This is a genomic window from Kribbella sp. NPDC006257, assembly GCF_040613535.1.
Classification (GTDB): domain Bacteria; phylum Actinomycetota; class Actinomycetes; order Propionibacteriales; family Kribbellaceae; genus Kribbella.
Genome location: NZ_JBEXSJ010000001.1, coordinates 210,231 through 223,204, shown reverse-complemented (window position 1 = coordinate 223,204; position 12,974 = coordinate 210,231). Strand labels below are relative to the sequence as shown.

At 66.6% G+C, this 12,974-nt stretch carries 12 protein-coding genes; 5 read left to right on the top strand and 7 right to left on the bottom strand.

The window, feature by feature from the left end:
- Positions 1-4: 4 nt before the first annotated feature.
- Positions 5-1,228, top strand: a complete 1,224-nt coding sequence (locus ABZ004_RS01090) for a hypothetical protein (RefSeq protein ID WP_355677719.1) — start codon at positions 5-7, stop codon at positions 1,226-1,228.
- A 9-nt stretch (positions 1,229-1,237) separates the two neighbouring features.
- Here the strand turns inward: ABZ004_RS01090 and ABZ004_RS01085 are convergent, their stop codons facing one another.
- Positions 1,238-1,804 carry a TetR/AcrR family transcriptional regulator gene (locus ABZ004_RS01085; RefSeq protein ID WP_355677718.1) on the bottom strand — a complete coding sequence of 189 codons (567 nt, stop codon included), beginning with the start codon at positions 1,802-1,804 and terminating at the stop codon, positions 1,238-1,240.
- Between the two features lie 85 nt (positions 1,805-1,889).
- Between ABZ004_RS01085 and ABZ004_RS01080 the strand changes: the two genes are divergently transcribed.
- From ABZ004_RS01080 to ABZ004_RS01070, 3 genes are read left to right on the top strand one after another with little or no spacing between them, the layout of a single operon-like run.
- A complete protein-coding gene (locus ABZ004_RS01080; RefSeq protein WP_355677717.1) occupies positions 1,890-2,273 on the top strand; it encodes a nuclear transport factor 2 family protein in 384 nt (127 codons plus the stop codon).
- 32 nt (positions 2,274-2,305) lie between these two features.
- On the top strand, positions 2,306-2,671 hold the full coding sequence (locus tag ABZ004_RS01075; protein WP_355677716.1) for a VOC family protein: 366 nt from the start codon (positions 2,306-2,308) through the stop codon (positions 2,669-2,671).
- A gap of 40 nt (positions 2,672-2,711) precedes the next feature.
- Complete coding sequence (locus tag ABZ004_RS01070) at positions 2,712-3,365, top strand: maleylpyruvate isomerase N-terminal domain-containing protein (RefSeq protein ID WP_355677715.1); 654 nt, start codon at positions 2,712-2,714, stop codon at positions 3,363-3,365.
- Positions 3,366-3,367: 2 nt separating this feature from the next.
- On the opposite strand, the gene ABZ004_RS01065 is transcribed toward ABZ004_RS01070, so the two are convergent.
- From ABZ004_RS01065 to ABZ004_RS01050, 4 genes are all read right to left on the bottom strand, one after another.
- Positions 3,368-4,507, bottom strand: a complete 1,140-nt coding sequence (locus ABZ004_RS01065; protein ID WP_355677714.1) for a Fic family protein — start codon at positions 4,505-4,507, stop codon at positions 3,368-3,370.
- A 97-nt stretch (positions 4,508-4,604) separates the two neighbouring features.
- Positions 4,605-4,880 (bottom strand): muconolactone Delta-isomerase family protein, encoded by a 276-nt coding sequence (locus tag ABZ004_RS01060; RefSeq protein ID WP_355677713.1) that lies wholly within the window; start codon positions 4,878-4,880, stop codon positions 4,605-4,607.
- Between the two features lie 151 nt (positions 4,881-5,031).
- Positions 5,032-5,814, bottom strand: a complete 783-nt coding sequence (locus ABZ004_RS01055; RefSeq protein ID WP_355677712.1) for a methyltransferase domain-containing protein — start codon at positions 5,812-5,814, stop codon at positions 5,032-5,034.
- Positions 5,815-5,844: 30 nt separating this feature from the next.
- Positions 5,845-6,489 (bottom strand): TetR/AcrR family transcriptional regulator, encoded by a 645-nt coding sequence (locus tag ABZ004_RS01050; protein WP_355677711.1) that lies wholly within the window; start codon positions 6,487-6,489, stop codon positions 5,845-5,847.
- Positions 6,490-6,589: 100 nt separating this feature from the next.
- Here ABZ004_RS01050 and ABZ004_RS01045 point away from each other — a divergent pair, with 100 nt between their 5' ends.
- Positions 6,590-7,678 (top strand): lipocalin-like domain-containing protein, encoded by a 1,089-nt coding sequence (locus ABZ004_RS01045; RefSeq protein WP_355677710.1) that lies wholly within the window; start codon positions 6,590-6,592, stop codon positions 7,676-7,678.
- Positions 7,679-7,700: 22 nt separating this feature from the next.
- On the opposite strand, the gene ppdK is transcribed toward ABZ004_RS01045, so the two are convergent.
- The gene (gene ppdK / locus ABZ004_RS01040) at positions 7,701-10,361 is read right to left on the bottom strand and encodes a pyruvate, phosphate dikinase (protein WP_355677709.1); all 2,661 of its coding nucleotides are present in this window, start codon (positions 10,359-10,361) and stop codon (positions 7,701-7,703) included.
- A 642-nt stretch (positions 10,362-11,003) separates the two neighbouring features.
- Positions 11,004-12,971, bottom strand: a complete 1,968-nt coding sequence (locus ABZ004_RS01035) for a VWA domain-containing protein (RefSeq protein ID WP_355677708.1) — start codon at positions 12,969-12,971, stop codon at positions 11,004-11,006.
- Between the last annotated feature and the right edge of the window lie 3 nt (positions 12,972-12,974).

Below are 12,974 nucleotides of genomic sequence, written 5' to 3'. Positions count from 1 at the left end.
GTAGATGCCCGACGACGTCAACACCGCCGCAGGTGTGACCGAGTTCGAGGCGGAGTCGTGGCCGCTGGAGGCAGCTGCCGAGGGTCTGCACCAAGTCATCGACGGCTTCCAGAACGGCGACACCAGACCGCTGGTGATCGGCGACGGCGATCAGCCGGTGCTGGTGGTGCTCGCGATCGCGGACCTCGCCGACTTCCGCGGCCGGATCGCCGAGCTGCTCGGCAACCCCGTCGACGCGGGCTGGCTGCGCTACTACCTGCGCTCCACCTTCGACATGAGCTCCGAGACGCTGGTCGAGCAACTCGGCGTCGACACCGACCACGGGCTGTCGTCGCTGGCGAGTCAGGTGAACGTCGAGCAGGCCGCCGTACTGCTGCCAGACCACCTCCGGCGGACCGAGAACGGCGGGAACCCGCTGATGCTGATCGGCGACGGGCCGATGGCGACCGCGGCGCTGATCGCGTTCCCGGCGTTCTCCGTGTTGCTCGCGATGGAGAGCGAGGGCAAGGACGACTCCTGCGCACACGACGAGGAGCTGGAGGACAAGCCGACCACGCCGCTCGAAGTACTGGCCGAGCGCCTCGGGCCGATCTCGACCCAGATCGTCGCGCAGATCAACGCGGGTCGCGAGCCCGGTCTGCCGCGGTACGACCTGCACTTCGAGGACGACCTCGTCGAGCACCTCCGCGACCTGGAACAGCGCTCCCAGGCGGCACCCGGAGGCGGCGCGTACGACGAGCTGACCGACTTACTGCACTCCTTCGACCAGATGCGCAGCGGCGGCCTCGGCGAGGTCGACGAGGAGGAGGCCGGCGAGGCGCCGTACGTCGAAGTCGGCGATCTGGCCGCCGCGTTCCCCGAGGTCCGCGACAACTTCCGGGCCGGCGCCGACGACCCGTATCTGATCGGCATCGACGGGAACCCCCTCGCCGGCCTGATCTCCTACGACCTGTACGAGGCGCTGCAGCAGGTGTCGGTCGACCTCAACGGCACCGACGAGGCTCCGGTCCTCCCGCTCCCCCGCCCCCGCTCCGAAGACGGCCCCGATCTGATCTCCTTCGAAGCCGCCGTAGAACTCTGCTACGCCGTCTGCGAAGACATCAGCAACGGCGAAGGCTCCATGCTCTTCGTAGCCGACGACGAGGGCGAACCCGAACTCGTCCTGGCCCCCCTGGCTTGGCTCTGGGCCTACGTAGACCACCTCGACCTGGAACCGACCGAGGTCTGAGCGTTCTGCTCAGGCGCCGCCGACGAGCTGCTCGGCCAGCTGCTTGGCCAGCTGAGCCGGATCGGTGCCGGTCCTGGTCACGCCCGCGGCGAGCGTTCCATCCATCAGCAGCATCAACTGGTTGGCGGCGACGGCCGGCTGGTGATGGCCGAGCCTGCGGAGTTCGGTCTCGAGCAGTTCGTGGATGTGCTCGCGGTACTCGCGCGTCACGGCATGAGCCGGATGATCGGGATTGGTCAAGGCGAGATCTGCGGACAGGTAGCGGCAGCCTCGGAACTCCGGGTCCTGGATGACGTCGCCGAGCATGTCGAAGAGCGCCAGCAGCCGGGCGCGCGGCTCGTCCCCGGCGCTCTGCATGGCCTGGCGATGCAGCTCCTCATCCTCCGCCGCCGTCTGGCGTAGCACTTCGGCGATCAGCCCATCCTTCCCACCGAAGTGCTCGTACAGCGAGCGCCGGGCGACTTTCGCCTCCTTGAGGATCGTGTCGACGCCGACAGCGACCCCTTGCCGGTACGTCAGGTCCTTGGCGGCCGTCAGGAGTCGTTCGCGAGGGCGGCTGGTGGTGCGGGTGTCCATGAAAAGCAGGGTGCCATGGGGTTGCCAGTAGATCAACCGGTCTATATATTCGAAGGTAGATCGACCAGTCTATCTAGGAGCTGACATGACACACCGTATGACGACCGAGATCATCGACCGCTTCAACCACGCCTTCGTCGCCCACGACCCGACCGCACTGGACGACCTGATCGGTGCCGATTGCGTCATGGAGGCGATCCAGCCGGCGCCGGACGGTGCCCGCAGTGAGGGCCGCGAGGAGTGCCTGGGCTTCTGGCGGGCGCTGGCCGAGGACCGCAGCACCCAGTTCGAGGTGGAGGACGTCGTGGTGGCCGGAGATCGGGCGACGATCCGCTGGCGCTACCACTTCGGAGACACTCCCGCGGATTCGGTGCGCGGCGTGAACCTGATGCTGGTCCGCGACGGCCAGATCGTCGAAGCCCTCGGCTACAGCAAGACCGCCGGCGAAATCCCTTTGGCCGCGCAATGACCAGCCGGCCCCGAACGGAGAGGAAGCATCCGATGAGCGAATTCACCATCCAGCCGAACTTCTGCACAGACGACATCCAGCGGCTGAGCGCCTTCTACATCGAGTTGTTCGGCGCCGAAGAGGAGCTGCGAGTGCCAGGAAGGAAGGGCCCGTTCATGGTGTCGCTCCGGTTCGGTGGCGCCACCCTCGGCCTGGTCGACTACAAGCGCGGAGCCAAGGCGGTGCCGGGCCGGGTCAGCGTGAACGTGTTCGTGCCGGACGTCGACGAGCTGCTGCCCCGGGTCGAACCGGCCGGCGGGAAGCTGGGCGGCCCTGCCAAGGACATGCCGTGGGGCCATCGGGTCGCCCACATCACCGACCCGGACGGAAACCCGATCAACCTCACCCAACAGCTTTGAGTCCAGCCGGCAAGGTCCCGGCTGGAGATAGCGTTCGAGGATGGAGTTGTTCGGGTGTGCTTGGAGCGGGTTGCTGGAGGCTGTGGCTTCGACGGGGGATGGGGAGTTTGAGGGGCCGTCGGGGTGTGTGGGTTGGTCGGTGCGGGATCTGGTGTGTCACTTGGTGATTGATGCGCAGGACGTGTTGATCACCTTGGTGACGCCGGCTGAGGGGCCTGCCACAGCGAATGCGGCTAGTTATTGGAAGCTGGTGGAGCCGCCGACCGGGGATGATCCGTTGGACGCGTTGATTCCGCGGTTGGCGGCGGCGTACGGGGAGCCTCGGTGGCTCAAGTTTCATCTGGATGATGTGGGGTCCGCGGCCGGGCGGGCGGCGGCGCTGGCTGATCCGGCGGCGTTGGTCAGCACGCAGGACATGGTGCTGAGCGTCGAGGACTACCTGTCGGCGTACGTGCTGGAGGCGACGTTGCATCACCTCGATCTGATCCAGTATCGGCCGGGCGCCTCCGAACCACCGGCCGAGACGCTGGCGGCAGCTCGGGCGGCGTTGGAGACGATCGCGGGCGAGGCGTTCCCGGCGTCGTTCACCGATGCCGACGCGTTGCGGATCGGGACCGGCCGGCGGCCACCGACCGATGCCGAGGCAGAAGCTCTGGAAGGCTTCGGCGCGAAGCTGCCGCTGATCCTGGGCTAGGTCTAACCCTCGGCGTACGGACTCGTCAGCGTCATGGGTGTCGCGGCGATCTCCAATGCCTGCTCGGGGAACTGTGAACCAGGTGTGTAGTAGCGGGCACGCGTCCGTCCAACAGGTTCGAGGAGCCTGGCAGTGACGAGATCGCGGAGATCCCGTTGCGCCTGTTGCATGTTGAGACCTTCGGCATGTTCGTAGCGGGAGCGCCGGACGCGGCCGGCCATCGCGACGTCATGAAGCGCAGTCACGACCCGCTCGTCGAGCCCCATACTTCGGGCGTGCTTGGAGAGCACCTCCCAGACCCGGCCCGAGCGGTCGATGCGCCCGCGGACAGTCTGTGCCTGCTGGTGGTACGCCGTGAGGTTGAAGTGCATCCAACTGGAGACGTCCTGGTCAGGGAGATATTCGCTCCCCCGGCTGTTCAGCTCGCGGTAGTACTCCCACGTATTGCCGGGGCGACCTAGCCAACTCTCGATCGAGGAAAACTCCGGCGCGAGCACGCCCTCCCTCGCGATCATCAGGGTCTGCAGGGAACGGGACATCCGGCCATTGCCGTCCGCCCACGGGTGGATGGAGACCAGATGCAGGTGTGCCATCGCAGCGCGGACCAGCGGATGCGCATCGTCTTCGGCATTGAGCCAATCGACGAGTTCCTGCATGAGTGCAGGAACCTGGTCGGCGTCCGGCGCTGTGTAGGCGGCGATACTCGGGTCCCGGGCATCGGTGACGTAGACCGGGCCGCGTCGCCACTGACCGGCCGTCTTTCGCGGACCGTGCCGGTGCCCTTGCAACATCCAGTGCAGTGCGTTGAGAAGTCCCTTGCTGTAGTCGAAGTCCTCGACGTCATTCAGGGTCTGGATGTACCTCATCATCCGTTGGTAGGCGAGCGTCTCTTCCCGGTTCTCGTCGGAGACCTCGACGTCGCGCTCGCCGTCCATCAGGTCCTCGACGTCGACGGTGGCGACCTTGAAACCCTCGATCGAGTTGGAAGCCGCAACTGCATCCGCAGTCAGGAACTTCTGCAGACCGGCCGTCAGCCTCCACGGGCTCTCGTACACCTGATGCCGGAGACCCTCGCGCATGCGCTCAATGCCTTCCAGTACGCGATGATCGTCCGGCGTCAGCAGAGGTGTCGGGAACAACATAGGTCAATAATGGATGACGTAATCATTGCGTCAATGACCCTGGTGGGCACCGGCGATGCGGCTAGTTATTGGAACCTGGTAGAGCCGCCGGCTGGGGTTAGGTCGTGATCGGGAAGAGCGGCTGCCACTCGGTGAGCGTGACGATCTCGTAGACGTCGGCCTCGGTGTACGGATCCTTGGCGAGGATGTCGCGGACCTCGGCCTCGTCGGCCGCGTCGTAGATCAGCAGGGCACCGGTCTGGTCGGCGAACGGGCCGGCGGTGGTGAGCTTGCCGGCCTCCTTCAGCGCGTGCAGGTACTCGCGGTGCGCCGGGCGAACTTCCATCCGGCGCTCGTTGTCGGTGAACTTCAGCTGGAGCGCGAAGAGAGCCATGTCCGCAGCCTATAAGACCGGCCGAAATCTCAACGGCAGAAAGAGATTTGGTGCGGAAAGGGCGTCACGAGCCGCCACAGCGGCTGGTTCAGGTCAGACCCGAAAGTCGACAGTGATCGCCCTTCCCGCTCGGATATCTTGGACCAGCGGCTCAGCCGGATGCAAGAGGTTGGTTAAGGCAATTTGCTGCGATCAGTTGCGTCAGATAACTCTTCGTGATCGAACCTCCGGCCGCCTCGATGAGAGCGCTGATACAGCCGTACAGTCCGTCACGAGCTTGCGTTGTCAAGGCCCGATGACCTGAATAAGAAGAGAGCAGATCGAGGTACTCGGCTGTCGTGTAGACCTGTTCCCAAGCAAAACGACGGACCTCCACCGGGCCCAGCGCCTCGAACTCGCCGGTCTCCGCCGGTACGTCGTCCGCTCTCGGCAATCCACCTTTCTCGGGATCGTCGGTGAAGCGGTTGTAGCACTCCTGCACATCGGCAAAGAGCTGCTCACTCCCACCCGCGACGTGATGGGTCGAGACCACCGCGAGCACTCCCCCGGGCCGCACCGCAGCCGCCGACTTCGCCACCCGAGTCGCCGGATCGAGCCAATGGAACGCAGTCGCCGAGATGACCAGATCGAACTTCTCCGCCGGCAACGGCCAGCTGTCGAAATCGGCCGTGATCACCTCGACCTCTGGCAGCTTCGCCCGCGCGACCCGGCTCAGCTCGGCACTCAACTCGACGGCCTTCACCGACCAGCCGCGCTCCACCATCGGCCCGGTCGCCTGCCCGGTGCCACAGCCGATCTCCAGCACCCGCGGCCGCTCGCCATCTCCGAGCAACCCCGCCAACTCGTCGTACAGGCCGGGTGGGTACGTCGGCCGCACGCGGTCGTACAGCTCCGCGTCTTCCCCGAACGTCTTCCGCAGCTCCAGTCGCCCCATCCGGCGACTTTAGCGAAGCCTGGCGAGTGGTTATCCGGCGTGAGGAGTGATGCCGGCGATGATGAGGCCGGCCACTTCCTCGGCGTGCCGACGGATGTCGCCTTCGCTCGGTTTCGCGGAACCACCCAGGAGCGCGGTCTCGACCGGACTCGCATACGGAGCGCCGCCACCCTGCACGACCAAGTAGTGGAGCGTCGCGTACGGCACCTCGCGGATCCGCCCGGCCGCGACCAACCGGCTCATCCGCAGCTCGACCAGCGGGCGCAGCGGATTGACGAAGTGGTCGACGACATAGCGGATCCGGGGACTGTCGATGGCGCCCTCGTGGCTCATGATCCTGAGCACCTCAGGATGGGCCGCCGAGAACATCACCTGCGCGACGATCGCCCGCCGGAGTGCCTCGAGGTCATCGAGCTCGGGGTCGTCGGCCAACTGCTGCCAGGATCGCTCGCTGACGGCCAGCGCGTGCTCCATCGCCGCGAACCACAGCTTCTCCTTGGAACCGAAGCGCGCAGTCAGGAGCGCGTGGCTCACCCCGAGCGCCCGGCTCAGCTCGCGGACGGACATGCCGTCGTATCCCTTCTCCGCGAACGCTTCCAGCGCGCCCTGCAACAGCAGGCCGATCTCGAGTTCCTCACCCGATCGGGGCCGGCCACGGCCTCGTGTCTGCACCATCACAGTTCTCCTACTTGCCGGATCCGGGCGGCCGGCGCATGCTGGTCGTGGTAATTTATTAGACGAGTGGACATTAAATCACAAACCTTGGAGCAGAGCCATGACGCGCGACCGCATCAGCCCGGCAAGGATGGGCAGCACCCCGCAGGAGTACGCCCGGTTCGGGATCGAGCCCGGTGCGATCAAGTCGCACGAGGACGGTCTGCGCACCGACGGCGGTCCGGGCAGCTACGAGTGGTGGTACTTCGACGCCCACTTGGACGACGGCGCCAAGCTGGTAGTGGTCTTCTTCACCAAGGAATTCACCGCGATCGGCAAGCCGCTCGCGCCGATGATCCGGATCGACCTCACGCTTCCCGACGGCACCACGGTGGAGAAGCTCGCCGAGTTCGACGCCGGCACCTTCTCCGCCTCGACGGACACCTGTGACGTCCGGATCGGTGAGAACGTCTTCGCCGGCGACCTGCACACGTACAAGATCCGGGCCAAGGCCGAGGACGTGGAGGTCGACGTCACGCTGACCGGAACGGTTCCTGCCTGGCGCCCGGAGTCGGGGCATTGGCTGTTCGGCGAGGAGGGCGAGCAGATCTTCGCCTGGCTGCCGTCGGTGCCGGAGGGCCGGGTCGAGGCGACGTACAGCTTGGCCGGCAAGAGCAGCACGACCACGGGCGTGGGCTACCACGACCACAACTGGGGCAACACGATCATGCTCAAGCTCATGCACCACTGGTACTGGGCTCGCGGCTCGGCCGGCCCGTACTCTGTGATCGCGTCGTACATCACCGCCGAGAAGCAGTACGGCTACGCAACCCTGCCGGTCTTCATGCTCGCCCGGGACGGCAAACTGATCGCCGACGACAAGGACAAGGTGACCTTCGAGGAGCTCGGCCGCTACACCGACACCCAGACCGGCAAACCGGTCGCGAACGTCACCCGCTACACCTACACCGACGGCGACGACCGGTACGTCGTGACGTACACGCGCCACTCGGACCTGTCGACAGTGAAGTTCGCCGACGACCTCAAGGGTCCGAAGCGGTTCGCCGCGAAACTCGCCGGATTCGACGGCGCCTACCTGCGCTTCGTGGGCGAGGTCCGCATCGAGCACTACGAGGGCGACAACCTCGTCGAGAGCCACGTCGACGACGCCCTGTGGGAGCTCATGTACTTCGGCAAGGCGCGCCCCTGAGAACGCGCCTCGCCGAAAGGACTCAGCTCTGCGTCGCGCGGCCTGCTTCGAGGCGGGCTACCGGGATGCGGAACGGAGAGCAGGAGACGTAGTCGAGACCGGCCTCGTGGAAGAAGTGGATGCTGTCGGGGTCGCCACCGTGCTCGCCACAGACGCCGAGCTTGAGGTCGGGACGGGTACGACGGCCGCGCTCGACACCGAGTTTGACCATGGCGCCCACGCCGTCGCGATCGATCGACTCGAACGGCGACACCGCGAAGATGCCCTTCTCCAGGTAGCGGGAGAAGAACGAGCCCTCGACGTCGTCGCGGCTGAAGCCCCACGTCATCTGGGTCAGGTCGTTGGTCCCGAACGAGAAGAACTCGGCCGCCTCGGCGATCTGGTCGGCGGTCAGCGCCGCCCGCGGCAACTCGATCATCGTGCCGATCGGGGTGCTCCACTCAACACCTTCGGCATCGGCGATCTCCTGCAGTACGCCCTCCACCTCGTCGCGGGCGAGCTGCAACTCCTGCACCGCACCGACGAGCGGGATCATGATCTCCGGCCGCGGATCCTTGCCCTGCTTCTTCAACTCGGCGGCGGCCGCGGCAATCGCCCTCACCTGCATCGCGAACAGCCCCGGAATCACCAGCCCGAGCCGCACTCCGCGCAGGCCGAGCATCGGGTTCTGCTCGTGCAGCCGCTCGACCGCCGCGAGCAGCGTCGCGTCCCGGCCCGGATCCTCACCACGCTCCTTCGCGAGCGCGACCTTGACGGCCAGCTCGGTCAGCGGCGGCAGGAACTCGTGCAACGGCGGGTCGATCAACCGGATCGTCACCGGCAGGCCGTCCATCGCGTCGAGCAATTCGATGAAATCCCCACGCTGCAAGGGTTCCAGTACGGCGAGCGCCGCCTCGCACTCGGCTTCGTCCTCGGCCAGGATCAACCGCTCGACCGCCTCGCGGCGCTCCCCCAGGAACATGTGCTCGGTCCGGCACAGACCGATGCCCTGAGCACCGAACCGGCGCGCGCGAGCCGCATCTTCGCCGGTGTCGGCATTGGTCCGTACGTCGAGTCGGCGCACCTCGTCGGCGTGGCTGATCAGCCGGTGCACGGCGGCAACGAGTTCGTCGCCGGAATCGGCGGCCAGCGAGCCCTCGAAGTACTGGACGACCGGGGACGGGACGACCGGGACCTCGCCGAGGAAGACCTCGCCGGTGGTCCCGTCGATCGAGATCACCTCGCCGGCCTCGATCGTCTTGCCCTTCACGGTGATCCGGCCGCCGGTCACGTCGAGGTCCTCGGCGCCGCAGACGCAGGTCTTTCCCATGCCTCGGGCAACGACCGCCGCGTGCGAGGTCTTGCCGCCGCGACTGGTCAGCACGCCCTGCGCGGCGATCATGCCGTGCAGGTCGTCCGGGTTCGTCTCACGGCGTACGAGGATGACCTTCTCGCCCTTGTCGGCGGCCTCGACCGCTGCTTCGGACGTGAAGACCACCTTGCCGGAGGCGGCGCCCGGCGAGGCGCCGATCGCCTTCGTCAGCAGGGTTTTCGCGGCCTCCGCGTCGAAGCGCGGGAACATCAGCTGGGCGAGCTGGGCACCCTTGACCCGACGGAGCGCCTCGTCGATGTCGATCACGCCTTCGTCGACCAGGCTGGTCGCGATCCGGAACGCGGCACCGGCGGTGCGCTTGCCGACCCGGGTCTGCAGCATCCAGAGCTTGCCGCGCTCGACGGTGAATTCGATGTCGCACAGGTCGCGGTAGTGGCCTTCCAACTTGGCCATGATCGCCATCAGTTCGTCGTACGACGTCTTGTCGATCGTCTCGAGGTCGGCCAGCGGGACCGTGTTGCGGATGCCCGCGACGACGTCCTCGCCCTGGGCGTTCTGCAGGTAGTCGCCGTACACACCAGGCTGGCCGCTGGCCGGGTCGCGGGTGAACGCGACGCCGGTGCCGGACTCCATCCCGAGGTTGCCGAACACCATCGAGCAGATGTTCACCGCCGTGCCGAGGTCGGTGGCGATCCGCTCCTGGCGGCGGTAGAGGATGGCGCGCTCGGAGTTCCAGGAGCCGAAGACGGCCTCGATCGCGAGGTCCATCTGGGCCCGCGGGTCCTGCGGGAACTCGCGGCCGGTGTGCTCATGGACGGCGGCCTTGAAGTTCTCGACCAGCGCCTTCAGGTCGTCGGCGTCCAGGTCCAGGTCGTTGGTGGTGCCCTTGGCCTGCTTCGCCGCGTCGATCGCGTCCTCGAAGACCTCGCCGGCCATCCCGAGGACGGTCTTGCCGAACATCTGGATCAGCCGGCGGTACGCGTCCCAGGCGAACCGCGGGTTGCCGGAGTGGTGCGCCAGGCCGTTCACGGAGTCGTCGTTGAGGCCGACGTTCAGGACCGTCTCCATCATGCCGGGCATCGACACGGCAGCACCGGAGCGGACCGAGACCAGCAGCGGGTCGTCCGCCTGGCCGAGCTTCTTGCCCATCTTCTGCTCGAGCTCCGCGACGTGGTGGTCGATCTCGTCGGCGAGCTCCGGCGGCACCGAGCCGGTCTTCAGGAACACCTTGCAGGCTTCGGCGGAGATGGTGAAACCGGGCGGGACGGGCAGTCCCAGGTTGGTCATCTCGGCGAGGTTCGCACCCTTCCCACCGAGAAGTTCCTTCATGTCCTTGTTGCCTTCGGCGAAGTCGTAGACGAGTTTCGGCACAGTGACTCCCTGAGGGTTCGTGGCGGCGAGTCGCGATATGGGTGATCGCTGGCCCGACGACTCCGATGGCGCTGGACGTCTTTTCAGAGTAAGCCAGAAAAACAGTCCAGTTGCCCACTGGTCTCACATTGAGAAGGTGACTCTGCCCACACGATCATGGCCGGAAAACCCTTACCTCATTGACAACGCAGGACAATCGCAGGTTTTCCCGAGGAAACGCCAAAGGAGGCGCATACCCACCTTCGACCTGGGTACACGCCTCCTTCTGGGCACTCACAAATTCCGCCTCCACCGCCCATCCCGCGACCTCCAGACACTCGGCCGGAGCTCCGGACACTCGCTCGGGGGTCCGGACAAGAACGCGGACGTCCGGGCAAGAACGCGAAGGGCCGCGCAACCAGTGGGCAGTTCGGACAGCTCATACCGTGTCCTAAGCCTCGACATGTTGTCCCAAGTCCCGGCACGGTGCCCCCGGAGTTCGGACAAGAAGGTGGGGGTCCGGACAAGCAAGCGGGGCCTCGGACACGTTGTGAGCTGTCCGAGGCCCCGGGATCCTGTCCGAACCCCCGCGTTGGTGGGCGAGGTGCCGGGTTAGGGGGCGAAGTACCGCGTTGGTGGGCGGGCCTGTGGGGTGGTGGTTGGTCAGAGTTTGCGGCGGGTTCTCAGGTAGTCGCCTACTACGGCGGCACCTAGGCCGTCGGCGTCGGGGGCCAGGACTCGGCCGCCGGAGCGTCTCGCGAGGAGGTCTACGAAGGCGTTGAGGCGGGGGTCGTCACCTAGGCGAAAGACAGTCAAGGAGGCGCCTAGTTTGGCTAGGCGGTCTACTTCGGCGACTGTTTTGCGGAGGGTTGCGGGGCGGGGTGGGTAGTCGAACTCGGCGGTGCCGTCGGGTTCGAGATGGGCAGTCGGTTCTCCGTCGGTGACCATCAGGACGACCGGTTGGGCGTCGGGGTGGCGACGGAGGTGGCGGCCTGCGAGCAACAACGCGTGGTGCGCGTTGGTGCCCTGTTCCCAGGTGCCTTCCATGCCGATCAGCTGCGGAAGCTCCACCACACCGGCGTACCGGCCGAAGGTGATCAGCTGGAGGGCGTCGTTGCGGTAGCGGGTCGAGATCAGCTGATGCAGAGCGAGCGCGGTCCGCTTCATCGGCAGCCAACGGCCCTCCTGGACCATCGACCACGAGGTGTCCACCAGCAACGCGACGGCGGCTCGCGCGCGATGCTCGGTCTCCGCGATCTCCACATCGGCCACGTCCAACCGAACCGAACCGGTTCGCCCAGCACCCGCCGTACGGAGTACTGCGTTGCGCACTGTCCGCGAGACGTCCCACGACTGGGTGTCGCCGAACTGCCAGGGTCGTGTCGACCCACTCAATTCGCCGGCCGCACCGGCCGAGGCGGCATCGCGTTCACCCGATTGGCCGCGGGCAGTTCGCAGTACGTCGGACAGCGCCGTCTGACCCAGTTGCCGCAGCGCCTTCGGGGACAACTGCAGTGAGCCATCGGGAGCGCGTTCCAGCAACCCCTGATCGCGAAGCTGCCGCTCCAACTCGGACAGCCGACGGGCATCGACCGTCGCCTCATCGCCGAGCTGGCGCGTCAACGCGTCGAGGTCGATGTCCTCCAGGCGCGCACCCGGATACGACTGGGCCAACTGCTCAGCCAGTGCATCCAGCTCGGCCAGATCCGACATCGCCCGCGCGCCCTCGGCCAACCCGAGCGAATCGTCGCCGGACATCCGCTCGGACCCGGTCCAGTCCTCGCCGGGCCGCAACGCCTGCAACTGCGCATCGAGATTCGCCAACTGCTGCGCGAGTTGCGGACTCCCGAACGCCTGCTGCGAGAGCTGAGCCAGCTCGGCCCTCTGCTCGGCAGTCATCGAGTTGAGCATTCGCTGGGCGGCAGCAGCTCTAGCAGCCAGTACGTCGATCAGCTCGTCAACGTTCCGCGGGTTCTCCGGGAAGAACTGGCCGTGCTTGGCCATGAACTCCGCGAACAACTGGTCGATCTGCGGATGACCCTGCGCGTGCGCCGAGAGCAACGCGTTGAGGTCGGCGAGCATCTCGTTGATCCGCTCGACATCCTCCGGCGTCGTGTTCTCCAGCGCCTCCTTCATGCCTTCGAACCGCGACCCGAGCAGCTCCTTGCCGAGCAACTCCTTGATCTGCTCGTACTTCTGCCGAGCCTCCGACGACTCCCAGTCGTAGTTGGCCAGCTCCCGTACTGCGGCCGCCGTACCGGCGGGGAGCGCGTCGAGCTGCATCTCCTTGAACCGGGCATCGTCGGACGGGTTCGGGAACAGGTCGTGCCGCTCGGCAGCGAGTGCTTCGTCGAGCAGCCGCTGCACGTCGCGAAGGGTGCCGTCGAGGTTGTGCCGGCTCTCGATCTCGCGCCGGCGCTCCCACAACCTGCGGGTCAGGTCGTCGAGCCCCTGGGTGTTCCGGGTCCCGCGCCGGAGCAACTCCTCCAACGCGGACCTCGGCGACGACCCAGCCATCACATCCCGGCCGAGCTCGTCCAGCGCGTCCCGCAGATCCATCGGCGCCGCCAACGGATCCGGACCCTCATGCCACGGCCCGTACGACCAGCCTTCCGGCAACGCGTGGGTCATGAG

Coding starts and splice junctions, on each gene's coding strand:
- ABZ004_RS01075 (WP_355677716.1), top strand. CDS start 2,306: ATGAGCGAATTCACCATCCAGCCGAACTTCTGCACAGACGACATCCAG.
- ABZ004_RS01060 (WP_355677713.1), bottom strand. CDS start 4,880: ATGGCTCTCTTCGCGCTCCAGCTGAAGTTCACCGACAACGAGCGCCGG.
- ABZ004_RS01035 (WP_355677708.1), bottom strand. CDS start 12,971: ATGACCCACGCGTTGCCGGAAGGCTGGTCGTACGGGCCGTGGCATGAG.
- ABZ004_RS01070 (WP_355677715.1), top strand. CDS start 2,712: ATGGAGTTGTTCGGGTGTGCTTGGAGCGGGTTGCTGGAGGCTGTGGCT.
- ABZ004_RS01065 (WP_355677714.1), bottom strand. CDS start 4,507: ATGTTGTTCCCGACACCTCTGCTGACGCCGGACGATCATCGCGTACTG.
- ABZ004_RS01085 (WP_355677718.1), bottom strand. CDS start 1,804: ATGGACACCCGCACCACCAGCCGCCCTCGCGAACGACTCCTGACGGCC.
- ABZ004_RS01055 (WP_355677712.1), bottom strand. CDS start 5,814: ATGGGGCGACTGGAGCTGCGGAAGACGTTCGGGGAAGACGCGGAGCTG.
- ABZ004_RS01045 (WP_355677710.1), top strand. CDS start 6,590: ATGACGCGCGACCGCATCAGCCCGGCAAGGATGGGCAGCACCCCGCAG.
- ABZ004_RS01080 (WP_355677717.1), top strand. CDS start 1,890: ATGACACACCGTATGACGACCGAGATCATCGACCGCTTCAACCACGCC.
- ABZ004_RS01090 (WP_355677719.1), top strand. CDS start 5: ATGCCCGACGACGTCAACACCGCCGCAGGTGTGACCGAGTTCGAGGCG.
- ABZ004_RS01050 (WP_355677711.1), bottom strand. CDS start 6,489: ATGGTGCAGACACGAGGCCGTGGCCGGCCCCGATCGGGTGAGGAACTC.